The organism is Vibrio sp. 10N.222.46.A1 (assembly GCF_041473595.1).
Taxonomy (GTDB): Bacteria; Pseudomonadota; Gammaproteobacteria; order Enterobacterales; family Vibrionaceae; genus Vibrio; species Vibrio tasmaniensis_A.
The window spans coordinates 1-383 of record NZ_JBFRSN010001009.1 but is presented as its reverse complement, the minus strand read 5'-3'; the positions used below and the strand labels follow the sequence as shown (position 1 = coordinate 383).

1 protein-coding gene is annotated in these 383 nt (G+C 52.0%); it reads left to right on the top strand.

Going from position 1 to position 383, the window contains the following annotated elements:
* The coding region (locus AB4496_RS23100) for a hypothetical protein (protein WP_372127805.1) at window positions 1-383 on the top strand (383 nt) is incomplete at both ends.

The following is a 383-nucleotide window of genomic DNA, read 5'->3' as shown; positions in this document are numbered from 1 at the left end:
TCAGGCACTGTCAGCACTAGCCAAAGCGCAAAACGCCCCACTCATCGAAAAAGCGGTCAGCTTTGCCCTGAACCACCTCTCAGAGCGAGAAGCGGCTTTTAGCCAAAAAGCCTTAGTAGTGGAAGCGGTGCGTTACGCCTTTGAAGAAGCCGGAGGCTCTATTTCCAAAGAGCAGGTTGAAACAGAGCTGAATAAACGCAGCAACACCCTCTCTGCAGAGTACAGTGACGGCACACGCTGGACGACGCAAGCCGCGCTGGAGACTGAAAAGCGCATCTTACAAAACATCGATGATGGTAAAGGCCAACATCAACCTTTTGCAACGCCTAAGCAGGTGCAAGACTTTCTCGATACCAAGCCTCGCTTAACCCAAGGGCAAAAGG